Origin of the sequence: Bradyrhizobium sp. CCBAU 53421, assembly GCF_015291625.1 — a bacterium.
Taxonomy (GTDB): Bacteria; Pseudomonadota; Alphaproteobacteria; order Rhizobiales; family Xanthobacteraceae; genus Bradyrhizobium.
Genome location: NZ_CP030047.1, coordinates 5,517,728 through 5,539,658 on the forward strand (window position 1 = coordinate 5,517,728; position 21,931 = coordinate 5,539,658).

24 protein-coding genes are annotated in these 21,931 nt (G+C 66.0%); 11 read left to right on the top strand and 13 right to left on the bottom strand.

The window, feature by feature from the left end; genetic code table 11:
* Positions 1 to 16: 16 nt before the first annotated feature.
* From pdxA to XH92_RS26435, 4 genes are all read left to right on the top strand, one after another.
* Positions 17 to 1,018: a 4-hydroxythreonine-4-phosphate dehydrogenase PdxA gene (gene pdxA / locus XH92_RS26420; RefSeq protein WP_194454718.1), complete on the top strand. Its 1,002-nt coding sequence runs from the start codon at positions 17 to 19 to the stop codon at positions 1,016 to 1,018.
* Positions 1,019 to 1,873, top strand: a complete 855-nt coding sequence (gene rsmA, locus XH92_RS26425; protein ID WP_194454719.1) for a 16S rRNA (adenine(1518)-N(6)/adenine(1519)-N(6))-dimethyltransferase RsmA — start codon at positions 1,019 to 1,021, stop codon at positions 1,871 to 1,873.
* A 19-nt stretch (positions 1,874 to 1,892) separates the two neighbouring features.
* Positions 1,893 to 2,951: an alcohol dehydrogenase gene (locus XH92_RS26430; protein ID WP_194454720.1), complete on the top strand. Its 1,059-nt coding sequence runs from the start codon at positions 1,893 to 1,895 to the stop codon at positions 2,949 to 2,951.
* A 329-nt stretch (positions 2,952 to 3,280) separates the two neighbouring features.
* Positions 3,281 to 4,330, top strand: a complete 1,050-nt coding sequence (locus XH92_RS26435; RefSeq protein ID WP_194454721.1) for a hypothetical protein — start codon at positions 3,281 to 3,283, stop codon at positions 4,328 to 4,330.
* A 66-nt stretch (positions 4,331 to 4,396) separates the two neighbouring features.
* Here XH92_RS26435 and gmk read toward each other — a convergent pair whose 3' ends face one another.
* From gmk to XH92_RS26480, 9 genes are all read right to left on the bottom strand, one after another.
* Positions 4,397 to 5,050, bottom strand: a complete 654-nt coding sequence (gene gmk / locus XH92_RS26440) for a guanylate kinase (RefSeq protein WP_194454722.1) — start codon at positions 5,048 to 5,050, stop codon at positions 4,397 to 4,399.
* A 3-nt stretch (positions 5,051 to 5,053) separates the two neighbouring features.
* Positions 5,054 to 5,941 carry a YicC/YloC family endoribonuclease gene (locus XH92_RS26445; RefSeq protein WP_194454723.1) on the bottom strand — a complete coding sequence of 296 codons (888 nt, stop codon included), beginning with the start codon at positions 5,939 to 5,941 and terminating at the stop codon, positions 5,054 to 5,056.
* Positions 5,942 to 6,068: 127 nt separating this feature from the next.
* Positions 6,069 to 7,325 (bottom strand): endolytic transglycosylase MltG, encoded by a 1,257-nt coding sequence (mltG, locus tag XH92_RS26450; protein ID WP_194454724.1) that lies wholly within the window; start codon positions 7,323 to 7,325, stop codon positions 6,069 to 6,071.
* A gap of 221 nt (positions 7,326 to 7,546) precedes the next feature.
* A complete protein-coding gene (gene fabF, locus XH92_RS26455; RefSeq protein WP_194454725.1) occupies positions 7,547 to 8,812 on the bottom strand; it encodes a beta-ketoacyl-ACP synthase II in 1,266 nt (421 codons plus the stop codon).
* Positions 8,813 to 8,908: 96 nt separating this feature from the next.
* The gene (locus XH92_RS26460) at positions 8,909 to 9,148 is read right to left on the bottom strand and encodes an acyl carrier protein (protein WP_002716125.1); all 240 of its coding nucleotides are present in this window, start codon (positions 9,146 to 9,148) and stop codon (positions 8,909 to 8,911) included.
* 289 nt (positions 9,149 to 9,437) lie between these two features.
* Positions 9,438 to 10,175 carry a 3-oxoacyl-[acyl-carrier-protein] reductase gene (gene fabG / locus XH92_RS26465; RefSeq protein WP_024581467.1) on the bottom strand — a complete coding sequence of 246 codons (738 nt, stop codon included), beginning with the start codon at positions 10,173 to 10,175 and terminating at the stop codon, positions 9,438 to 9,440.
* A gap of 21 nt (positions 10,176 to 10,196) precedes the next feature.
* On the bottom strand, positions 10,197 to 11,150 hold the full coding sequence (gene fabD, locus XH92_RS26470) for an ACP S-malonyltransferase (RefSeq protein WP_194454726.1): 954 nt from the start codon (positions 11,148 to 11,150) through the stop codon (positions 10,197 to 10,199).
* Positions 11,151 to 11,372: 222 nt separating this feature from the next.
* A complete protein-coding gene (locus XH92_RS26475; protein ID WP_194454727.1) occupies positions 11,373 to 12,398 on the bottom strand; it encodes a fatty acid desaturase family protein in 1,026 nt (341 codons plus the stop codon).
* Positions 12,395 to 13,105 (bottom strand): TetR/AcrR family transcriptional regulator C-terminal domain-containing protein, encoded by a 711-nt coding sequence (locus XH92_RS26480; protein WP_194454728.1) that lies wholly within the window; start codon positions 13,103 to 13,105, stop codon positions 12,395 to 12,397. Before XH92_RS26480 ends, XH92_RS26475 begins: the two co-directional genes overlap by 4 nt.
* A gap of 365 nt (positions 13,106 to 13,470) precedes the next feature.
* On the opposite strand from XH92_RS26480, the gene rpsF reads away from it, so the two are divergent.
* The 4 genes from rpsF to rplI all read left to right on the top strand — a co-directional run bounded on the left by rpsF (position 13,471) and on the right by rplI (position 15,932).
* Positions 13,471 to 13,938: a 30S ribosomal protein S6 gene (gene rpsF / locus XH92_RS26485; protein ID WP_026192679.1), complete on the top strand. Its 468-nt coding sequence runs from the start codon at positions 13,471 to 13,473 to the stop codon at positions 13,936 to 13,938.
* A 6-nt stretch (positions 13,939 to 13,944) separates the two neighbouring features.
* Positions 13,945 to 14,184, top strand: a complete 240-nt coding sequence (gene rpsR / locus XH92_RS26490; protein WP_016844287.1) for a 30S ribosomal protein S18 — start codon at positions 13,945 to 13,947, stop codon at positions 14,182 to 14,184.
* A gap of 124 nt (positions 14,185 to 14,308) precedes the next feature.
* On the top strand, positions 14,309 to 15,277 hold the full coding sequence (locus XH92_RS26495; RefSeq protein WP_194454729.1) for a hypothetical protein: 969 nt from the start codon (positions 14,309 to 14,311) through the stop codon (positions 15,275 to 15,277).
* A 52-nt stretch (positions 15,278 to 15,329) separates the two neighbouring features.
* Entirely contained in the window at positions 15,330 to 15,932 is a 603-nt protein-coding gene (gene rplI, locus XH92_RS26500; protein WP_194454730.1) for a 50S ribosomal protein L9, read from the top strand.
* A gap of 40 nt (positions 15,933 to 15,972) precedes the next feature.
* On the opposite strand, the gene XH92_RS26505 is transcribed toward rplI, so the two are convergent.
* The 3 genes from XH92_RS26505 to XH92_RS26515 form a co-directional block, all read right to left on the bottom strand.
* Positions 15,973 to 16,434 (bottom strand): PaaI family thioesterase, encoded by a 462-nt coding sequence (locus XH92_RS26505; protein WP_194454731.1) that lies wholly within the window; start codon positions 16,432 to 16,434, stop codon positions 15,973 to 15,975.
* Positions 16,431 to 17,036, bottom strand: a complete 606-nt coding sequence (locus tag XH92_RS26510; protein ID WP_194454732.1) for a TetR/AcrR family transcriptional regulator — start codon at positions 17,034 to 17,036, stop codon at positions 16,431 to 16,433. The genes XH92_RS26505 and XH92_RS26510 overlap by 4 nt, the downstream gene beginning before the upstream one ends.
* A gap of 90 nt (positions 17,037 to 17,126) precedes the next feature.
* A complete protein-coding gene (locus tag XH92_RS26515) occupies positions 17,127 to 18,077 on the bottom strand; it encodes a hypothetical protein (RefSeq protein WP_194454733.1) in 951 nt (316 codons plus the stop codon).
* A 258-nt stretch (positions 18,078 to 18,335) separates the two neighbouring features.
* Between XH92_RS26515 and XH92_RS26520 the strand changes: the two genes are divergently transcribed.
* Entirely contained in the window at positions 18,336 to 19,589 is a 1,254-nt protein-coding gene (locus tag XH92_RS26520; RefSeq protein ID WP_194454734.1) for a cyclopropane-fatty-acyl-phospholipid synthase family protein, read from the top strand.
* A gap of 20 nt (positions 19,590 to 19,609) precedes the next feature.
* On the opposite strand, the gene XH92_RS26525 is transcribed toward XH92_RS26520, so the two are convergent.
* Positions 19,610 to 19,780, bottom strand: a complete 171-nt coding sequence (locus XH92_RS26525; protein ID WP_194454735.1) for a hypothetical protein — start codon at positions 19,778 to 19,780, stop codon at positions 19,610 to 19,612.
* A 184-nt stretch (positions 19,781 to 19,964) separates the two neighbouring features.
* Between XH92_RS26525 and XH92_RS43665 the strand changes: the two genes are divergently transcribed.
* Entirely contained in the window at positions 19,965 to 20,087 is a 123-nt protein-coding gene (locus XH92_RS43665; protein ID WP_256437482.1) for a hypothetical protein, read from the top strand.
* Positions 20,088 to 20,377: 290 nt separating this feature from the next.
* Positions 20,378 to 21,886, top strand: coding sequence for a replicative DNA helicase (locus XH92_RS26530; protein WP_194454736.1), 1,509 nt, complete (start codon positions 20,378 to 20,380; stop codon positions 21,884 to 21,886).
* The last annotated feature ends 45 nt before the right edge of the window (positions 21,887 to 21,931 follow it).

Consider the following 21,931-nt stretch of genomic DNA (forward strand, 5'->3'; position numbering starts at 1 on the left):
CGACTATCGTTGACGCATGGCTCAACCCCTCGCACTGACCTCCGGCGAGCCCGCAGGCATCGGCCCCGACATCACGCTCGCCGCATGGCTGCGCCGTCGCGAGCTCGATCTCCCGCCGTTCTATTTGCTCGGTGACCGCGCCTCGCTGGCCGAGCGCGCCAAGGCGCTCGGGCTTGCCGTCGAGTTCGCCGAGGTTAGCGCCGAGGAGGCATCCCAGGCATTTGCACGGGCCCTGCCCGTCGTTGCGACCGGCCAGGCGGCGACCGCGCAACCGGGCACGCCCGACGGCACCAGCGCGGAAGCCGCGCTGGCGTCGATCCGTCAGGCCGTGGCCGATGTCGCCTCGGGCAAGGCGAGCGCCGTCGTCACCAACCCCATCGCCAAGAATGTGTTGTACCGCGCCGGCTTCCGCCATCCCGGCCATACCGAATTCCTCGCCGAGCTTGCCGGTCGCGGCGGGCCGGCGCCGCAGCCGGTGATGATGCTGTGGTCGCCGGCGCTCGCCGTGGTCCCGGTGACGATCCATGTGTCGGTCCGCGAGGCGCTGGCGCAATTGTCGACCGACCTGATCGTCTCGACCGCGCGGATCGTGGTCGCTGACATGAAGGCGCGGTTTGGGCTCGCGGCGCCGCGGCTTGCCGTCGCCGGCCTCAATCCGCATGCCGGCGAAGACGGCACGCTCGGCATGGAAGACGTCGAGATCGTCGCGCCCGCGGTCGAGATCCTGCGCCGCGAAGGCATTGCGGCCCGCGGCCCGCTGCCGGCCGACACCATGTTCCACGCAGCCGCGCGCAAGACCTATGACTGCGCGCTCTGCATGTATCACGACCAGGCGCTGATCCCGATCAAGACCGTCGCGTTCGAGGACGCCGTCAACGTCACGCTGGGCCTGCCCTTCATCCGGACGTCGCCTGATCATGGCACCGCGTTCGATATCGCGGGCACCGGCAAGGCCAATCCCTCGAGCCTGATTGCCGCGCTGCGGCTCGCCGCGCGCATGGCCGCGGCCTCGAGCTGAGTGAGCACGATCGACGATCTGCCGCCGCTGCGCGACATCATTCGCGAGCATTCGCTGTCGGCGCGCAAATCGCTCGGCCAGAATTTCCTGCTCGATCTCAACCTCACCGCGCGCATTGCCCGTGCCGCCGGCCCGCTGGAAGACTCCACCGTGATCGAGGTCGGGCCCGGCCCCGGCGGACTGACGCGCGCGCTGCTGGCGATGGGCGCCAAGCGCGTCATCGCCATCGAGCGCGACGAGCGCGCGCTGGCCGCGCTCGACTACATCGTCAAGCGCTATCCCGGCCGCATCGAGATCGTGCATGGCGACGCGCAGCGCTTTGATCCACGCCCCTATCTCGACGGCGGCAAGGCCAAGATCGTCGCCAACCTGCCCTACAACATCGCAACCCAGCTCCTGGTCGACTGGCTGTCGATCGAACCGTGGCCGCCCTGGTACGACACCATGGTGCTGATGTTTCAGCGCGAGGTCGCCGAACGCATCGTCGCCCACGAGGACGAGGAAGCCTATGGCAGGCTCGCGGTGCTCGCCAACTGGCGCGCCGAGACCAAGATCCTGTTCGACATTTCGCCGGCCGCCTTCGTGCCGCAGCCGAAGGTGACGTCCTCGGTGGTACGACTGATACCGCGCGTGGCGCCCGAGCCGTGCGACCGCCGCATGCTCGAGCAGGTCGCCGCCGCCGCCTTCGGCCAGCGCCGCAAGATGCTGCGCCAGAGCCTGAAATCGCTGTCGGTCGATCCGGCGCGGCTTGCGGCCGCAGCGCAGATCGACGCGACCCGGCGCGCCGAAACCATTCCGGTCGCGGGCTTTGTTGCCATGGCGAGGGAATTGGCCGATATACGGTCCACAAAATAGAACATCAGGAGAAAACGTGATGGCGCGTATGGTTCGCCAATCCCTCGTCAAATTCGATGCACCGCTGTGCGAAACCATCGTCGACACGCCGAGGCCCCAGGGACGCGAAGTGCTTGTTCGCATCGAGCGCTGCGGCCTGTGCCATTCCGATCTCCACATCCAGGACGGTTACGCCGATCTCGGCGGCGGCAAGAAACTGGACACTACCCGCGGCATGGCCCTGCCCTTCACGCTCGGCCATGAGATCGCGGGTGTCGTCGACGAGGTCGGTCCCGATGCGCCGAAGGATCTGATCGGAACGAAGAAGGCGGTCTTCCCCTGGATCGGCTGCGGCCAGTGCCGCGACTGTCTCGCCGGCGACGAGAATCTCTGCGTCAAGCAGCGCTTCCTCGGCGTCTCCATCGACGGCGGCTTCGCCACCCACGTGCTGGTGCCCGACGCGAAATACCTGCTCGACTACGATCCGTTGCCCGTCAATCACGCCGCCACCCTGATGTGCTCCGGCGTCACCGCTTATGGCGCGCTGAAGCGGCTGGCCGATCGTCCGCGCCAGCGCAATCTGCTGCTGATCGGCCTCGGCGGCGTCGGCATGATGGGCCTGTCGTTCGCGCAGGCGATGTTCAAGCAGCCGATCACGGTTGCCGATCTGAGCCCGGCAGCGCGCGAGACCGCGCTGAAGAACGGCGCTGCGGCCGCCTACGATCCGGCGGAGGTGGACGTCGTCAAGCGCATGCTGAAGGAGAGCGACGGCGGCTTCGACGGCGTCGTCGACTTTGCCGGCAACGAGAAGTCGATGGCGTTTGCGGTGTCGACGGTGGCACGCGGCGGCAAGGTCGTGGTGTCCGGCCTGATGGGCGGCAACTTCTCTCTGCCGATGGTGCAATGGGTCTACAAGCGTATGACCATCGAAGGCTTCATGGTGGGCACGCTGGCCGAAGCCCAGGAGCTGATGGCGCTCGCCCGCGCCGGCAAGATCAAGCCGACGCCGATGAAGGAAGAGCCCATGGCCGACGTCCAGAAATGGATCGACGAACTGCGCGCCGGCAAGGTCGTGGGACGCATCGTCCTTAAGAACTAAGGCATGATCCGGGAGCGTGTGTAGCGGCTTGCCTGCGACAAACACCAAGCGCTTCCACGAAGATCATGTTCAGACAAGACGTCCCGCCCGCGTTGCCATCGCCGGCGGGACGTAACGTTTCGGCAGCCGCTACGCAATTCCCGCGGAACCTGACCGCGGACGGAGCAACTATCCAGCTCGCGTTCCCGCCTCCGGCGCGCCGCAATTGCGGTCCGCCGCGAGCCTCAATTAAGCCCTACCCGTTCCGGATTTGCGGCGCATTGCGACCCAACTCTTTACCGAGATTGGCGTCACCAGCGTTTGCGTAAAAAAGAATACCGGGGACGCGTATGTCAAATCGTTCAGCGAAATTCGCTGCGGCGCTTGCCGCCAGCATGCTGGCCGGCGCCTTCAGTGCCATGGCCCAGAACGCCGCCAATACGGCGAGCACCAATACGACGAATGCCAAGACGGCCGACAAGACGGCCGACACCTGTCAGTCCGCGCCGAAGGGAACCGCGCCTGCGGGAAGCCACTGGTTCTACCACCTCGACCGTAGCACCCAGAAGAAGTGCTGGTATCTCGGTGACGCCAAGACCAAGACCGTCGCCAAGACCGACGCTAAGGCCACGACAGCGCAGCAGCAGCCTGCGGCCGCGCCCGACCCGGCGACGGCCGACGCAACGCCGCCGCAGAGCCAACCCGCGCCCCAGCCGGCCATGCGCAAGTCCGTTGCCGATGCCCATGCCGAATGGCCCTCGCCGCAGGCCGTGGCCGCGCCGGTCGCGCCCTCCGCCGCCGGTCAAGCCGCCGGTGCGGCAGCGGCGACCGATCCGGCGGCGTCAGGCACGAACACCCAGGCGTCGGACGTGAACGCCAGATGGCTGGATGCATCGAGCATGGCCGGCACCAACGGAACCCGTCACGCCGCGGACCAGCCGACTGTGGTTGCGCAGGCCGATACGACGGCGCAACAGGCGGCCGCGCCGGGACCGGCCACCGCTCCAGCGACAGCCGAGGCGTCCGCAGAGAAATCCTCCTCCTCGACCCAGATGCTGCTGATCGTGATGGTCGGCGCGCTGGCGCTGGCCGGCCTGGTCAGTGCGCTGGTGTTCCGGCTGACCCGCACCCGTACGCCGCCCTATCAGATCAGCGACGAGTGGCGCGCGCCGTGGGATTCGCTCCACACCGAGCCGGCGCCGCCGATGGCGGTCGTCAGCCGCGACCGTCCGCTGCGCCTGGCGGAGGCAGCGCCCCGCCGGGCAGAGACACCGGTTCCGCGCCGCGCCGAGACGCCGGCACCTCGCCGCGAGACGGCGCGCGCGCCGGATCAAACCGAGCAGGACAACAAGCAGATCGCCGCAATGCTGCAGCGGCTGGCGCGCAGCGCGGCGAACTAGCTAGACGGCTCAAAAGAGCAAAGGAGAGGTGATGCGATCCACGGATCGCATCACGATGCCCGCGGGCTACTTCTCGAGTTGCCACTGCAGGCCGCGCACGAATTCGGTGAGGCCGGTGCGGCGCTCGCGCTTGAGCCGCTCGGCTTTCAGGATCGACTGCACCTCCGCGAAGGCGTCGGCGACGTTCTGGTTGACGACGATGTAGTCGTACTCCGCCCAATGGCTCAGCTCATGCGTGGCGCGGTTCATCCGTCCACGGATGACCTCCTCGGAATCCTGGGCACGGGTGTGCAGCCGCTTCTCGAGGTCGGCCGCTGACGGCGGCAGGATGAAGACGCTGACGACGTCGGCGCGCGCCTTCTCGCGCAACTGCTGGGTGCCCTGCCAGTCGATGTCGAACAGCACGTCCTGACCGGCCGCCAGCGCGGCCTCGACCGGCGCGCGCGGCGTGCCGTAGCGGTTGTCGAACACGGTGGCCCATTCCAGCAGCTCGCCCTGCGTGGCCATCGTCTCGAACTTGGCCTTGTCGACGAAGAAATAGTCGCGGCCCTCGACCTCGCCCGGCCGCTTCGAGCGCGTGGTCGCCGACACCGACATTTTCAGCCCCGGCATGCGATCGATCAGCATGCGCGACAGCGTCGTCTTGCCGGCGCCCGAGGGCGACGACAGCACGAACATCAGTCCGCGCCGCTCAACGCCGTCAAAACCCTGCGCCGTCATCATTCACTCCAGATTCTGGACCTGTTCGCGGAACTGCTCGACCACGTTCTTCATTTCGAGCCCGGTATTGGTCAGCTCGACGTCGTTCGACTTCGAGCAGCAGGTGTTGACCTCGCGGTTGAACTCCTGGGCGAGGAAGTCGAGCCGCCGCCCGACCGGTCCGCCCTTGCCGATCATCTCGCGCGCCTGGGTGACGTGCGAAGCGATGCGGTCGAGCTCCTCGCGGATATCGGCCTTGGTCGCAATCAGGATCGCCTCCTGACTCAAACGGTCGGCATCGAAGCGATCGGAGGTCTCCAGCAGCGCTGCGATCTGCTCGGCAAGCCGCGCCTTGATCGCCTCGGGCTTGCGGCCCGGCGCCGTCTCGGCACGCCTGGCGAGCTTTTCGATCTCGTCCATCCGCTGCAACAGGATCTGGCCAAGCGCATCGCCCTCGCGGCGGCGCATCTCGACGAGGCTGCCGAGCGCCTGCTCGAATGCCATCGCTGCCGCCTCGCGCGCGGCCTTGTCCTCGTCCTCGTTGCTCTCGGGCTCGACCACCTCGATGACGCCCTTGATGCCGAGCAGTCCGTCGATGCTCGGCGCGACGGCGTCGATCCGCTGCGCGAGCTCACCTGCGACCTTCACGACGGCGGCGAGCACGTCCTCGTTGATCCGGATGGTCTGCGCCGCATCGGTGCGCTTGACGCTGAGATTGGCATAGACCGTGCCGCGCGACAGCAATTCGCCGGCGCGCTTCTTGGCGAGGGCTTCCAGTTCGTCCCAGCCCGGCGGCAACCGCAACCGCAGGTCAAAGCCCTTGGCGTTGACCGACTTGAGCTCCCACTCGAACGTATAGGGACCGCTCGCGCCATGGCTTCGGGCAAAGCCAGTCATGCTCGACAGCGCCATCGCGTAAAACTCTCCAACAGAAGGATATGGGACTCACCCGGAGCCAAAGAGACTCGTGGGAGCCGGTACGACCTTAAAACGGATTCCGTGAAAGTGGAATTACGATCCACCCTCAAACAATGCAGGACTAGCGCTGCACGACGGGCGGCGAAGTGGTCTGCTGGGCTGCGCCCTGGCGGCCGCGCGGCGGCTTCTTCTGATTGTTGGGCTTCGGCGGCGTCGCAGCCGTTGGATTGGTGTCGGCCGCGCCCGGCGCCGCCGCGGCCGGTGCCGGATCATCCGCGGGCTCGACCGTGTCGTTCTGGATCTGCTTTTCCGACGCGCGCAGCTTGGCGACGTTCTTGGCGTGCTGGTCGTAGGTTTCGGTAAAGGCGTGGCCACCGGTTCCGTCGGCAACGAAGAACAGGTCGCGGGTACGCGCCGGGTTGGCGGTCGCCTCCAGCGAGGCGCGGCCCGGATTGGCGATCGGTCCCGGCGGCAGGCCGTCGATCACATAGGTGTTGTAGGGCGACGGCTGCGTGATCTCGCTGCGCTTGATCGGACGCCCCAGCGTTCCCTTGCCGCCCACCAATCCGTAGATAATGGTCGGATCGGACTGCAGCTTCATCCGCTGCCGCAGGCGGTTGACGAACACCGCGGCGACGCGGCTGCGCTCGTCGGCGCGGCCGGTTTCCTTCTCGACGATCGAGGCCAGCGTCACCAGTTGGTCCGGCGATTTCAGCGGCGTGTCGGTGTTGCGGCGTTCCCAGATCTCGGCAAGCACACGCTTCTGCGCCTGCTGCAGGCGCTGGATCACCTGGTCGCGCGTGGTGCCGCGCGGGAATTTGTAGGTCTCCGGCAGCAGCGTGCCCTCGCGCGGGATCTCGCGCACCGAGCCGGTGAAGATGTCGTTGTCGGACAGCCGCGACACGATCTGCTCCGAGGTCAGGCCCTCCGGAATCGTAATCGCGTGCTGCACCACCTTGCCGTCGACGATGGTAGCGATGACGTCGCGCAGGCTGGCATTCTTCTGGAACGAATATTCGCCGGGCTTGAGGTCGGAGCTTGCCTTCAGCGCAAACACGCCGCCGATGAAGACCCACGGATTGACGTTGATCACGCCCTCACGCGAGAGCACGTCGGCGATGTCACGCTTGCCGGCGCGCGCCGGGATGTTGACGATCTTGTCTTCCTGGAGCGGTCCAGGCGATTCCAGCGCCTGCTTGCCGTAGTAATACGTCGCTCCCGCGCCGATCATCAGGATGATCAGGATGGTGAAGATGGCGTTGCCGACGATCACGAAGGGATTGCGGGCACGATCCGAGCGCTTGGGCGGCGGCGGAACCTGTTCGGGCTCCAGCGCGGCACGTGGACTCCTTGGTGAAATGGGCGGCCTCTCACTCATCGATGCAAACCAATATCCTGCCGGTTGAATCGTGGCCGGACAAACCCCTGCCCTGCCAATAGCATACGCCCGCTATTAGGAGTCACCGCGGAATACGGCAAAACGGTGGACTAGTCCCAAAGTCCCGTTCCAATCGAATCGGGACTTCAGATTCTCTTTCTTGACGCGTTTTCTTCACGCGGACCGGGGCCCGCTTCGCTCGAAAACGCTCTCAAGACCTACTAATTGGTCACGCGCTGCACGATCACGGAGGCGTTGGTGCCGCCGAAACCGAAGGAATTGGACAGCGCCACATTGACGTCACGCTTGCGCGACGTATGCGGCACGAGATCGATCGCCGTTTGCACCGACGGATTGTCGAGATTGATGGTCGGCGGCACCACGTTATCGCGAATCGCCAGAATCGCGAAGATCGCCTCGATCGCACCGGCCGCGCCGAGCAGGTGTCCGGTCGCGGACTTGGTCGACGACATCGACACCTTCGAAGCCGCATTGCCGAGCAGACGCTCGACCGCGCCGAGCTCGATCTCGTCGCCGACCTGCGTCGAAGTGCCGTGCGCATTGATGTAGTCGAGATCGGATGCCGCGAGGCCGGCGCGCTTCAACGCCATGCTCATGCTGCGGAAGCCGCCATTGCCGTCCGGCGGCGGCGAGGTGATGTGGAAGGCATCGCCCGAGAGGCCGTAGCCGGTGACCTCGGCGTAGATCTTCGCGCCGCGCCGCTTGGCATGCTCGTATTCCTCGAGCACGAGGACGCCGGCGCCCTCGCCCATCACGAAGCCGTCGCGATCCTTGTCGTAGGGCCGCGATGCCTTTGTCGGGGTGTCGTTGAAGCCGGTCGACAGCGCACGCGCCGCACAGAAGCCGGCGATGCCGATGCGGGAAATCGGCGATTCGGCGCCACCCGCGACCATCACCTCGGCGTCGCCGAGCGCGATCAGCCGCGCCGCATCGCCGACCGCATGCGCGCCGGTCGAGCACGCCGTGACGACGGCATGATTGGGGCCCTTCAGGCCGTGCTCGATCGAGACGTAGCCGGACGCCAGATTGATCAGGCGTCCCGGAATGAAGAAGGGAGAGACCCTGCGCGGCCCGCGCTCCTTCAGGAGCACCGCGGTTTCGGCAATGCCCGTGAGGCCGCCGATGCCGGAGCCGATCATCGTGCCGGTCGCGTGCTGGTCCTCGTCGGACTTCGGATGCCAGTTGGCATCGTCGAGCGCCTGCTTGGCCGCGCACATCGCGTAGACGATGAAGTCATCGACCTTGCGCTGGTCCTTCGGCTCCATCCACTGATCGGGATTGAAGGTGCCGCCAGTGCCGTCGCCGCGCGGAATGTAGCAGGCGACCTGGCTCGGCAGGTCGGACACCTCGAAAGTGTCGATCTTCTTGCCGCCGCTGTCTCCGGCCAGGATGCGCGCCCAAGTTGCGTCAACGCCGCAGCCGAGCGGTGTAAGCATGCCCAGCCCCGTGACGACAACTCGTCTCATTTCCACGTCTCCGGCCAGCAATGCGCGGCTAATAATAAGAAGCCGGGGGACCGCTCGATCACGGTCCGTCCGGCCCCGTCAACTTCGCGATCGGCGTCAGCTCTTCGCGTTCTTCTCAAGAAACTTGGTCGCGTCGCCCACGGTCAGGATCGTCTCCGCCGCGTCGTCGGGAATTTCGCAACCGAATTCTTCTTCGAAAGCCATCACGAGCTCGACCGTGTCGAGGCTGTCGGCGCCGAGGTCATCGATGAAGCTCGCGCTATCGACCACCTTCTCGGGTTCGACACCAAGGTGCTCGACCACAATCTTCTTAACCCGCTCGCCAATCTCACTCATCGTTCAACCTCGTTGTTCCATTGGACCCGACCCCAAGACGATACGAGCCATCGTGGTCGTCTCGATTACTCAGTCGCGCATAGTCTTGATTCGGCCCGGTCGTAGCCGACTAAAGCCCCGGCGAACGGCAGGCGTCGCCCCGCCAATATACAGGGTTTCAAAATCCTGCAATGGCGTTCTTCGCCCATCCACGGGGGGTTCAGCTACCATACTTCCAAAGCCTTGACTACACGCCTGAACCGGCTCCCGAAAACGGCTTTTCGCCGCATTGCGAGAACCGGCAACCAGCTCAAATCATCGCCATCCCGCCATTGACGTGAATCGTCTGTCCGGTGACGTAGGCGGCCTCGTTCGAGGCCAGATAGACGGCCGCCGCAGCGATATCCTCGGGCGTTCCGAGCCGCGCCGCAGGAACCTTCGCCAGGATGGTCTCGCGCTGCTTGTCGTTCAGCGCATCGGTCATCGGCGTCTTGATGAAGCCCGGCGCGATGCAGTTCGCGGTCACGCCGCGCTTGGCGTATTCGGCGCCCAGCGTCTTGATCAGGCCGATGATGCCGGCCTTCGAGGCGGTGTAGTTGCCCTGCCCCGGATTGCCGGTGACGCCGACGATCGAGGTGATCGCGATGATGCGGCCGAAGCGCTTGCGCATCATCAATTTGGTCGCGGCGCGCGCCAGGCGGAACGTCGCGGTCAGGTTGACCGCGATCACGTCGTCCCAATCCTCGTCGCGCAGCTGCACGAACAAATTGTCGCGGGTGATGCCGGCGTTCGCGATCAGGATGTCGACCTGCCCCATCGCGGCTTCCGCCGCCGGCACCAGCGCCTCGACGTCATCCTTGCTGGAGAGATTGCACGGCAGCACGTGAACGCGCTCGCCGAGCTTGGCCGCGAAGCCGTCCAGCACCTCGCGCCGCGTTCCCGAGATCGCCACCGTCGCGCCCTGCGCATGCAGCGCCTGCGCGATCGCGCCGCCGATGCCGCCGGTTGCGCCCGTGACGAGCGCCGTCTTGCCAGTCAGATCAAACATCGAATTCCCCTCCCGGCTGCATTAAGCCGAAGCTGCCAGCGCATCCTTGGCCGCAGCAATATCGTTCGGACCGCCGACGGATACGCCGACCGCGCCATCGGCGATGCGCTTGACGAGGCCGCTCAGCACCTTGCCGGCGCCGATCTCGAAGAACCGCGTCACGCCCTGTCCTGCCATATAGGCAACCGACTCGCGCCAGCGAACCGTCCCCGTGACCTGCTCGACCAGGCGGCGGCGGATCTCGTCCGGATCTGATATGGCGGACGCCAGCACGTTGGAGACCAGCGGCGCCGCGGGCGCCTTGATGGTGACGCCGGCCAGCGCCTCTGCCATCGCATCGGCGGCCGGCTGCATCAGCTTGCAGTGGAACGGCGCCGACACCGGCAGCAGCATGGCGCGTTTTGCCCCTTTGGTCTTGGCGATCTCGACCGCACGATCGACCGCGGCCTTGTCGCCGGAGACCACCACCTGGCCGCCGCCATTGTCGTTGGCAGCCTGGCAGACCTGGCCCTGCGCCGCCTCGTTGGCGACCGCGACCGCCGCCTCGTAATCGAGGCCGAGCAGTGCGGCCATCGCGCCGGCGCCGACCGGGACCGCCTTCTGCATCGCCAGCCCGCGGGTGCGTAGCAGCCGCGCGGTGTCGCTGATGCTGAGGCTGCCGGCGGCGGCAAGCGCCGAATACTCGCCGAGCGAATGCCCGGCGACGAAGGCAGCGTTTTGGCCGACCGAGAAGCCGGCCTCGCTCTCCAGCACGCGCAAGGTGGCGATCGAGACCGCCATCAGGGCCGGCTGGGCATTTTCGGTGAGCTGCAGCGTCTCGCCCGGGCCGTCCCAGATGATTGCGGTCAGCTTCTCGCCGAGCGCGGAATCGACCTCGTCGAACACGGCCTTCGCGACCGGAAAGGCGTCGGCCAGGGCCTTGCCCATGCCAACCGCCTGCGAGCCCTGCCCGGGAAACGTGAATGCTGCCGTCATCGGCGCTCCCTACCTTGTTGAGCGTGATCCCCGCGCAGGCGCCGCGCGCCTGCCGCAGGGGAAAACGGTATCCCGTCGCGCGAAACGCGCCACAGCGGGTCCGGACCAATTTCATGCAACCAAATCTTGCAACCGGCCTCGGACCGGGCCGTAAGACACTGATGGGGGGCGCGATGTCAAGCCGCGAGGGCGGAACCCTGGGGATGCCGGGGCTGGCCCGGGCTAGAATCCACCGGCATTCTGGTCGGCGTTAACCTTGGCGCCGGCCCTCGCCCGGCGCGCGCTGTTGACCAGCTGGCCCGGGCGGTCTTCATGGGCGGGCCTGGCGGTCGCCAGCCGCAGCACGGCGGCGTAGCCCGGCTGGACTTCCATCCGGCCGGCATGGCGGCTTGCGCTCAGGATGCGGTGGACGCGCGGCAGGTTGTAGCAGGGCACGTAGAACAGCAAATGATGCTCGAGGTGGTAGTTCACGTAGTACGGCGCGATGAACAGCCGCTCGAGGACATTGGCCCGCGTGGTGCGGGTGTTGCGCAGGGGATCGGCGCTGTCGGGCACGACGGCATGTTCGGCGATGTTGCGGATGCGCGTGATCACCATCATCCAGGTCAGCAGCGGCACCAGCCACAGCAGCGGATAGGCCCACCACACGCCGGCGGCGGCTAGCCCTGCGAACAGCAGCGCGTTGGTCACGCATTGCGGCCCGAGCTTCTCCCAGAAATTGGCGGCGCGCTGCGATAGCGGCCACTCCTTCGGCCCGATCGCATTGAGTAGTTGCGCCTTGCGCTGCTGGTAGCCGGTCTGCCCGGTGATATCGCGGAGGAATTTCCGGCGGTAGCTCATCCTGGTGATCGGAAACGGCGCTGACAGCACGAGGTCCGGATCATCCTCCTGCTGCGTCCGGGCATGATGCTGCAGATGATAGCGGCGATAGCCTCGAGTTTCCGCGAAGATCGGATAGGCGCAGAACCACTGGCTCAGCGTGAGATTGGTCTTCTCGTCCGCCGAGAGACAACCATGCGCACCGTCATGCATCAGGATTGCAAGCCCGAGCTGGCGCGAGCCGATGATCGCAACAGCGAGCAGATAGGTCAGCGGATTGGGCCACCATGCGACCAGCGCAATCGCGCCCAGGATCAGCGCCCAGGCGTGCACGATCAGCGCGATGCCTTTCCAGGTCGCGCGTTCCCGCACAGCCACCAGTTCGTCCTCGGTGAGGAAATCGCGGGCACGCATCCGGAGCGCGGTCATGAGCTGGTCTCCCCGTCCGTTGAAGGTGAATGGTCGCGATCGCCGACCAGGCGCAGGCGCGATCCATCATTCGCCGATGTCGATGTCGCCTGCTCGCCGAGCGCACGCAGCAATTCGCGGCACATCTCCTCGGCGCCGCGGCCCATCGCAAAGCCTTCGACGATCACGCCGATCGCAATCGCCCAGAAGCGCCGTGAGCTCTCCTCGGGTGCGCGCAGCGAGCGCCAACCATGCCGTTCGACCTGCCCCGCATAGGCGCGCGCGCCTTCGCCGTGCAAACGCTCGATGGTGCGCTCGACCAAAGGCGCGAGATCCTGCCGGCGTCGTGTCAGCGTCAGGGCCTCGGCGAAGAAGGCGACCGTGTCGGTCGCGGTCACGGTCTCGGCCAAGGCGTGCGTGTACTCCCGCGGCGTGTGGGCCTTGAGGGCAGCCTGCTCGGTCGCGCGCGCGAGATAGAGCATGTCGCGGCTGGCGGCTTCGACGAACAGCGCTTCCTTGGTGCGGAAGTAATAAGTGATCTGGCTCGGAAACGCGTCCGCGGCCGCGGCAATGTCGGAGATCGAGGTGCCCGAGAGCCCGCGCTCCTTGAACAGGCGGCTGGCGGCATCGAGCAGCAACGAGCGCATCTTGCGCCCAGCCGACCGCGTCGCGCGGACGGCGTGCTTCGGATCGGGCGCAGGCATGCCGCTGGCGGTCTCCGAACCCATCGATCATCCTCCCGCTAATCTTTGTATGACATACAAACAAAGAAATCAACAGAAGATGCCCGGAAATGCGCCGGGCGACCTGGAGGGCTAACGACCCCATGCAGATCCAGAGGCCGAGACCCCTCCTTGAACCCTTGCCTTCGCGGTCAAAATCCGTATAAAGCGCGCCATTCGTGGGCTCCGGCCGGGAGCTGAACGGACGGTCTCAGCAAATTCACCCTTTCATTTTGATGTGGCGATTTTGATGTGGCAGGGCCAGTCGGCCCGTCGTCCCGTGCTCCCGCCTTCTGAGCAGCTCGAGTCCTTTCCGAAGGTCTCGAAGGGCTTGTCGCCGGAAACCCGCGCCAACACAGGAAAGGACAACCATGCCTCTTTATGAGCATGTTTTTCTCGCGCGTCAGGATGCGAGCACCCAGCAGGTGGATGAACTGACGGCCCAGATGACGGGTATCGTCGAACAGGGCGGCGGCAAGGTCACCAAGACCGAGAGCTGGGGCGTGCGCTCCCTCACCTACCGCATGAACAAGAACCGCAAGGCGCATTTCGTGCTGATGAACATCGACGCACCGTCGGCTGTCGTCACCGAGATCGAGCGCCAGGAGCGGATCAACGAAGACGTCATCCGCTATCTCACCGTGCGCGTCGAAGAGCACGAGGAAGGCCCGTCCGCGATGATGCGCAAGGCCGACCGTGATCGCGAGCGCGACGACCGTGGCGGCGGCTTCCGCGGCGACCGCGAAGGCGGCTTCCGTGGCGATCGCGATGGCGGCGGCTTCCGCGGCGATCGTGGCCCGCGCCGTCCGCGCGAAGAAGAAGCTGCGACCGAGGAGTAATGAATCATGGCTGATGCTGGTGCCCGCCGTCCGTTTTTTCGTCGTCGCAAGTCCTGCCCGTTCACGGGCGCGAATGCGCCGAAGATCGACTACAAGGATTCCAAGCTGCTGATGCGTTACGTCTCCGAGCGCGGCAAGATCGTGCCGAGCCGCATCACGGCCGTGTCCGCCAAGAAGCAGCGTGAGCTCGCCCGCGCCATCAAGCGCGCGCGCTTCCTCGGCCTGCTGCCCTACGTTATCAGGTAATCGTTTCCGGCCGGCGGCACGCCGCCGGCCGCTCATTCTCATAAGGCTTCCGGGTCGTCCGGTCGCCGATGGTTGGGGTTCTCGAAGCAGAACCCCTAACCGCTCAAAGGGGGCGGGACAGCTGATGATCGCGATACTCATTGTTGCTCTTGCCGCCGGCGCCGCGTCGGCGCTGATGTTCGCCTCGATCGTTTCGGGCGCGGCAATCTCGATATTGCTGTTCTATCTCGCGCCGCTGCCCGTGATGGTGACGGCGCTCGGCTGGGGCCCGCTCGCCGCCGCCATCGGCGGCATCGGCGCAGCATCCGTGCTCGGCGCGCTGTTCGGACTTCCCTATTGCATCGCGTTCGCCATGATGGTCGCCCTGCCCGGATGGTGGCTCGGCCACCTCGCCTTGCTCGGACGGCCGATCGCGGGCGCAGCAGCCGATAGCGCTGCCCAGCAGCCGCCGGCGATCGAATGGTATCCCGTCGGCCGCATCCTGCTCTGGGTCGCAGCCTTCGCCATCATCACCACGACCGCCGCGCTGCTTACGCTCGGCACCGATTCCGACACGATCACCGGAACGTTGCGGCGCGGCCTGCTCAAGGTGCTCAGCGCCGGCGAAGGTCAACCGAGCAGTGACATCGAGCGAGTGGTCGAAGCCTTGGTGATCTTCGCGCCGCTTGCGGCAACGGTCATCGCGATGGTCACGCTGACGCTCAACCTGTGGCTCGCCGGCAAGATCACGCAAACCTCCGGGCGGCTGAACCGGCCGTGGCCGGAACTTCGCAACACCGCGCTCCCCGCCATGACCTTGGTGGCTTTGCTGGTGGCAGTCGCCGCAAGCTTCGTCGGCGGCATGCTTGCGCTACTGGCACAGATCGTCACCACGGCGCTCGTAATCGCCTACGCGCTGGTCGGCTTCGCGGTGCTGCACACCCTGACGCTGTCGCTCACCAATCGCGGCTTCTGGCTCGGCGGCATCTACGCCGTCGTCGTCATGTTCGGCTGGCCGATCGTGGCAATCTTCGCACTCGGCATTGCGGACGCCGTGTTCGGACTGCGCCAGCGCTACCTGCAGACCAGACCGCCGCCTTTGCCGGCGGAGTGAGATTCGATCCAACCACTTAAACCCGATACTTAGCCTCTAAAGGAGAACGAAAATGGAAGTCATTCTGCTCGAACGCGTTGCCAAGCTTGGCCAGATGGGCGAAGTCGTGCGCGTCAAGGACGGGTTCGCCCGCAACTTCTTGCTGAAGCGCGGCAAGGCGCTGCGCGCGACCGAAGCGAACCGCGCCAAGTATGACGGCATGAAGGCCGAGCTCGAGGCCAACAACATCAAGGCCAAGGGCGAAGCCGCCGTGGTCGCCGAGAAGATCGACGGCCGCGACATCATCATCATCCGCCAGGCCTCCGAATCCGGCCAGCTGTTCGGCTCGGTCACGGTGCGCGACATCGTCACCGCGCTGGCTGCCGACGGCGTGCAGGTTGCCCGTCCGCAGGTCTGGCTCGACTCGCCGATCAAGGTGATCGGCGCGCAGAAGGTCACGATCGCGGTTCACCCCGAGGTCGAGACCAGCGTCACCGTGACGGTCGCCCGCTCCGCCGAAGAGGCCGAGCGCATCAAGCGCGGCGAGGACATCTCGACCCGCCAGGAAGACCAGGACGCTGCCGCCGAAGCGCTCGCCGCCGCCGGCGAATTCTTCGATCCGGAAGCCCAGCACGACGACGAGGCCGCGCCGGCTCCGGCTGCCGAAGAGAAGTAAGCTTCTCTCCATCGCCTTACCGACTGAAGCCCGGCCCTCATCAGGCCGGGCTTTGGATTCGTGCCGCCGCCTGATCGTCGAGCATGGCGATCGACGCCAGTGCGGTCGCGGTGTGCTTTTCCTTGCCGTCGATGATGCAGAACACGTCGGCTGCAACGACGGCGACCTGACGCCCCGGCTTGATCACGCGCGCCCGGCAGATCAGACGATCGCCCGACGCAGGCGACAGCAGGTTCAGCTTGTACTCCGCCGTCAGCGCCGGCTGGCCGCGCGACGTCGCCGCCGCGATCGTGGTGGCATTGTCGACCAGGAATGCCGTCACCCCGCCGTGAAACAGGCCGTGCTGCTGCAACAACTCCGGCCGGCGGTCGACCGCGAGCGTGCACGCACCGCGCGACAGTTCGGCCACCTCGGCGCCGACAAGTCCCATGAAGCCCTGACGGCCGACATTGTCGCGAATCCGCGTCTCGATCGGCGCAAAGTCCGGATCAGCCTCGTTCATGACGTTCCTCCTGCTCGCTCCGGCGCACCCGGCGCCACCACCGCGCGGATCGCGCAGGCGATCAACGTCTCGACCTGTTCGCGCGGATCGTTCTGATGGCGGCCCGACAGATAGGCGCGGCAGAAGATCTGCGCCGGCCCAATGATCTGGCTGAAGAACAGCGAGGCGCTCATCGGCAGCAACTCGCCGCGCGCGAGCAGCGGCGCGCGCCAGCGCTCGATGCCGTCAGTGAGCCGCGAGTTCTCGATGCGTTGCGCGCCGCGCACCTCCTCGCCCCACTCGCTGCGCGAGATCTCGAACAGGAAGCGCGCCTCGCGCCGGTTGCTCACGACCCAGTCGAGATGGGCGTGGATCAGCCGCGCAACGCCCTCGCCGGCGCCGTGCGTGTCGTTGACCGCGGTGATGATCGCGGCGTGATAGGCCTGCAGGATCTCCAGGAACAGGGTTCCGGCGAGCTCCTTCTTCGAGGTGAAGAAGTGGAAGAAGCTGCCGTTGGACGCACGGGCGCGGGAGCGAATCTCGGCCACCGTCGCGCCCTCGAAACCGTCGCGATCGAACACCGCCAGTCCCGCCGCCAGCAGATCTTCGCGCGCCGTGCTCACTGCGTCTCCATCGGCTAGACCATAACTCTAGAGTGTTACTCTAGTCGTGGTCAAACGATAACGCCGGACCTCACGGCCCGGCGCTGGCGGTTACTTCGAGGTCGGCGCTTCCGGCGGACCGGAGCCTGGCGTCGTCGGGGGCGGAGGTGGCGGAGCAGCCGCCGTTACTGGCGGCGCGGCGGGCGCCGGCGATGCGGCCGCAGCCGGCTCGGATGGCGCCGCAGGTGTGACTTGTGGAACCGGGGCGGATCGCACGGCAGCCGGCTCGCTGCCGGCATTGCTCTTCGGGGCATCGATCTTGGGCGCATCGACCTTGGCCGTGTCAGGCTCACCGGCAGGCTTCGCCGGCTTCTCGGCCTCACCCTTGTCCTCGCGCTTGACGGCGGTCTGGGATTTGGGCTCGTCGCCCGCCGCGCCCTTGGGCGTCTCCTCGGACTTCGGCTCCTCGACCGGCTTGCCGCGACGGCCGTGCTTCTGGCGCGACGGCCTGCCCTCAACGGCCGCCTGCGGGGTCTGGCCATCGTCCGGCTTTGCACCATCCGGGGCCTCGCTCGGGCGCGCCATGCGCCGGCCGCGGTGGGCGGGACGCGCTTCGGGATTCAGACCATCGGCGTCCGGCTTAGCAGTTTCCTTGGCACCTTCCTGCGGCGCCGCACCCTGATGCTGCCGGCGCGACGGACGCTCGGCCGGCTGCTCCGGCGACTGGTTCGCCTCCTGCCTGGCGTCGCGGCCCTTGGCTCCCCGGGGGTTATCCTTTGCCTGGTAGCGCGGATCGTTGGCGCCGTTCGAGATCAGGAAGGACGCCAGCACGCCGGCCATGTCGCTCGACGTCGTGTAGTGCTGGCGCAGGAAGCCCGGCAGCGAACCGGCCGGCACGGTCTTCAAGAGACCGCGCGGGCTCTTGTGGCAGGCCGTGCAGGTGCTGCCGAATATCTGGGAGGGGCTTTTGCCGGCCTCGAGGTTTTGCGCCTGCGCTGATACGGCTGACAGGCAGCCAATCAGAAGCGTCACCGTCGCCAGACTGAGGGCTCGGCTCAACATTCCTTAAGTCTCCAGATTCCGGAAAAATCGCCGCCTGCGCCTCATGGATTGGCCGCGGCGGTCACCTTTTATCCGATTATCGCGCGAATGGAAGCGCGCGCGTGACGCATCCACGCAATTGTCACATTTTGGAATATCGGCTTTGACCACAACGCTATAGCGCGATCCAATTCCCTGCCTATCTTGGGTTTGGGGACACATTGGAGTGATCAGCTCCGGTGGTGTCGGTGTGCAGCTTGCCGTTCCGTTGGTGTTTCGATGGACCGATTGTTGCGATTTTTCTTGGGGCGCTTCATCCGCCGCGGGTCGATCACGTTCACGACCGCGAGCGGGGCTCAATTCACCTGTGGCGACGGCACGGGCATTCCCGCCGCCGTGCGCTTCATGACCAGGGCCGCCGAACTGCGCGTTCTGGTCGATCCCGAGCTTTATCTCGGCGAAGCCTTCATGGACGGCACGTTCGTCGTGGAGCAAGGCACCATCGCCGATGTGCTGGCCATCCTGATGGGCCAGGCGGCCATGTTGCCGAACTTTGCCAGGTTGCAGGCCTGGGTGCGCTTCCTCGGACGGCGCGCCCAGCAGATCAATGTGCGCGGCCGCTCCAGGAGCAACGTCGCCCGCCATTACGATCTCGACGGCCGCCTTTATTCCCTCTTCCTGGACGCGGACAAGCAATACAGCTGCGCCTATTTCGAGACGCCGGACGCGACGCTGGACGACGCCCAGCTCGCCAAGAAGCGCCACCTTGCCGCAAAACTCCTGATCAAGCCCGGCGACCGCGTCCTCGACATCGGTTCCGGTTGGGGTGGACTTGGGCTCTATCTCGCCGAGATGAGTGGTGCCGACGTCACCGGGGTCACGCTGTCGACCGAGCAGCTGCAGATCTCCAACGCCCGCGCCGCGGAGCGGAACCTGTCGCAGTCGGCGCGCTTCCTGCTGCAGGACTACCGCGACATCCCCGGTCCGTTCGATCGCATCGTTTCGGTCGGCATGTTCGAGCATGTCGGGATCGCCTATTACGAAACCTTCTTCAAACGCTGCGCCGAGCTGCTGAGCGATGACGGCGTCATGATGCTGCACTCGATCGGCCGCTCGACCGGTCCCGACGTCACCAGCCCCTGGATCCGCAAATACATCTTCCCCGGCGGCTACATTCCGGCGCTCTCCGAAGTCATGCCGGCGATCGAGAAGGCCGGACTGCTGATCTGCGACATGGAGATCCTGCGCCTGCACTATGCCGAGACCCTGAAGGCGTGGCGCGACCGCTTCATGGCGCGGCGCGAGGAGGCCGTGCGGCTCTACGACGAGACCTTCGCCCGGATGTGGGAGTTCTATCTGGCGGCCTCGGAGATGTCGTTCCGTGTGCAGAACATGATGAACTTCCAGCTGCAGCTGACCAAGCGCCAGAGCGTCGTGCCGATGACCCGCGATTACATCGGGCGCGAGGAAGGCCGCCTCCGCCTCAAGGAAGCCGGCGCCGCAAAGCCCCGGCTGCAACTCGCCGGCGAATAGGTCCGTGAGAGCGGGTACCGTTAGTTGCGCAGGCTGTAGGCCGAGGCGCAATGCGCGAAAGTCGGCGCCGGGCGCGCGAGGTGGGCCGTGGCGGCCGAGATCAGGCTGACATCACAGGGCACGTTCCGGACCTCCGGGCGCGCCGCCTGCTCCATGGCGTCGACCAGCGCCGCCAGCCAGCGGCGGTCCATGCCGCCTGCCCGGCCAAGCCCAATTCGCGCTGTCTGAAACTCTCGAGCCATCGTCACCGTATCTGCCCTGGGCGAGGACAACCCGGAATCCGCCAGGTCGTTCCCGCGAGCCTGCCGCAAAGAAAATGCGCCAGGTGTGATCTGCTTCACAGAGGTCTGTTCCGGGCTGTCGTAGTGGTCCGGAATGACCCGAGAACCGCACCAGACGATGTTGGACCCGCAGCGCGACCTCGTGACCGACTACGCCCTGATCGCGACAGGCGTGGCTGCCGCCTTGATCGCGCTGGCTTTCCTCATCCTCGTCTGAGGCCGAAGGCCAGCACCGACCTCACTGCTGGTTGGGCGCCGCAGCCCGGAAAAAGGTTCAGGCCGCGTCGGATTTTTGCCAACGACATCGCTGGCAGGCCGACTCCCACCGTTTTTCGACCGAAACCCCGTCAAGCGGAATGCACCCGGCCGTCCCGGATTCACACCTCGCGTTGTGTGAATCGTGCATAAGAAACATCCGTCCTTTCGCTTCGTGCCGGGCTGGCGCTTGATCGCGGCCCCACAGCCGAAAATCTCAGTAACGACGAAATCAGAAGAATAAGCTCGTCCATGGCCTTGATTGATTCGAACGTCCACAAGCTCGCGCCCGACGCCGCGTCCCCGACCTATCGGAGCGCGCCGCACAACATCGAAGCGGAACAGGGGCTGCTGGGCGCGATCCTGGTCAACAACGACGCGTTCTACCGGGTCTCCGACTTCCTGGAGCCGAAGCACTTCTTCGAAGTCATCCACCAGCAGATTTACGAGACGGCCGGCAGCCTGATCCGGATGGGCAAGGTCGCAAATCCCGTGACCTTGAAGACGTTCCTGCCGGCCGAGCTCGACCTCGGCGGCATCACGGTCAGCCAATACCTCGCCCGGCTCGCGGCCGAAGCGACCACCATCATCAACGCCCAGGACTACGGACGTACCGTCTATGATCTCAGCCTGCGCCGCAATCTGATCCAGATCGGCGAGGAGATCGTCAACGTCGCCTACGACGCGCCGGTCGATTTTGCCCCACGCGCGCAGATCGAGGACGCCGAACGGCAGCTCTACAGCCTCGCCGAAACCGGCCGCTACGACGGCGGCTTCCAACGCTTTGCCGATGCGCTCACGGTCGCCGTCGACATGGCGGCCAAGGCGTTCCAGCGCGACGGCAAACTGTCCGGCATTTCGACCGGGCTGCGCGACCTCGACACCAAGATGGGCGGCCTGCAACCGAGCGACCTGATCGTGCTCGCCGGCCGTCCCGGCATGGGCAAGACCTCGCTCGCCACCAACATCGCCTACAACATTGCCAAGGCCTACGTCCCCGAGGTACAGGCCGACGGCACCACCAAGGCGATCAACGGCGGCGCGGTCGGCTTCTTCTCCTGCGAAATGAGCGGCGAACAGCTCGCCACCCGTATTCTCGCCGAACGCACCGGCATTCCCTCCAGCCATATCCGCCGCGGCGGCATCTCCGAGCTCGATTTCGAGAAGATCCGCGACTGCTCGATCGAGTTGCAGTCGCTGCCGTTCTACGTCGACGAAACCGGCGGTCTATCGATCTCGCAGCTCACCGCGCGCGCCCGCCGCCTCAAGCGGCAGAAGGGTCTCGACCTGATCGTGATCGACTACATCCAGCTGTTGCAGGGCTCGGGCAAGCGGGGCAACGACAACCGCGTCCAGGAAATCACCGAGATCACCACCAATCTGAAAGCGCTGGCGAAGGAGCTCAACGTTCCCGTGATCGCGCTGTCGCAGCTCTCGCGCCAGGTCGAAAATCGCGACGACAAGCGGCCCCAGCTTTCGGACCTGCGTGAATCCGGCTCGATCGAGCAGGACGCCGACGTCGTGATGTTCGTGTACCGCGAGGAGTACTATCTCGCGAACAAGGAACCGCGGCCCGGCACCCCGGAGCACGCGACCTGGCAGGCCGAAATGGAGCGCGCGCTCGGCAAGGCCGAAGTCATCATCGGCAAGCAGCGCCACGGCCCGACCGGCACCGTCGAACTGCACTTCGAAGCCAGCGTCACCCGGTTCGGCGATCTCGCATCGGACGGACAGGTTCCGGATCGTCCCCCCGCCTACTAGAGCGTTTTCGAGCGGAGGGGCACGGTTGAAGGCCGCAGGCCCCGC